This window comes from Pseudomonas sp. CM27 (assembly GCF_013179515.1).
Lineage (GTDB): Bacteria > Pseudomonadota > Gammaproteobacteria > Pseudomonadales > Pseudomonadaceae > Aquipseudomonas.
Window position 1 is genome coordinate 1 of sequence record NZ_JABMCN010000479.1, and the last position, 789, is coordinate 789.

The 789-nt window shown below is 65.7% G+C and carries 1 protein-coding gene; it reads left to right on the forward strand.

Going from position 1 to position 789, the window contains the following annotated elements:
• Positions 1 to 245: 245 nt before the first annotated feature.
• Positions 246 to 789, forward strand: a 544-nt coding sequence (locus HP547_RS29070; protein ID WP_172288959.1) for a substrate-binding domain-containing protein, incomplete at its 3' end; no start/stop codon positions are given.

Here is a 789-nt window from a genome sequence, read left to right on the forward strand (position 1 = left end):
AGCCAGCTCCCACAGGAGTAGCGCATGGCTGCTATTCCTGCTGCCCCATCGCTGGCAAGCCAGCTCCCACAGTGTAGCGCATGGCTGAAGGGTAATGCGGTCGAGGTGGGAGCTGGCTTGCCGGCGATAGGGCTGCGCAGCAGCCCCACTAACGCGAACTGACGGGCATCAGGCCAAGCCGTCACATTATCATCACGCGACTGTCGTAATCTGCCGGCCAACTCTATGCCACAGGGCCACCCGGCATGCCCCGCCTGCTTGTCTTGCTGCTCACCCTGATACCGCTAGCGACCTTGGCCGAACCCAGCCATTTGCGCGTGCAAGGCTCCAACACCATCGGCGCAGCGCTGTTGCCTGCCCTCGTGCAAGGGCAACTCCGGGCGCAACAAGCCACTGCCATCGAACAGCAGCCAGGCAAGCTGGCCAACGAAACCGTGATCACCGCGCGCGATGCGCTTGGGCAGCCGATGCGCATCGATATCGCCGCCCACGGTTCCAGCACCGGCTTCGTCGCCCTCGGCCGTGGCGAGGCCGACCTGGCGGCCGCCTCGCGGCCGGTCAATGACCGCGAAGCACGCCAGCTGCGGGCCCTGGGCGACCTGCGCGCAGCCGCCGCCGAACAAGTCATCGGCCTGGATGGGGTGGCAGTCATCGTCCACCCCGACAACCCGCTGCCGCAACTCACCACAAGGCAACTGGCGCAGATTTTCTCTGGGCAGATCCAGCGCTGGGAGCAATTGGGCATCGCCGGCGGGGCTATTCATCTGTACGCCCGTGACGATCGTTCCG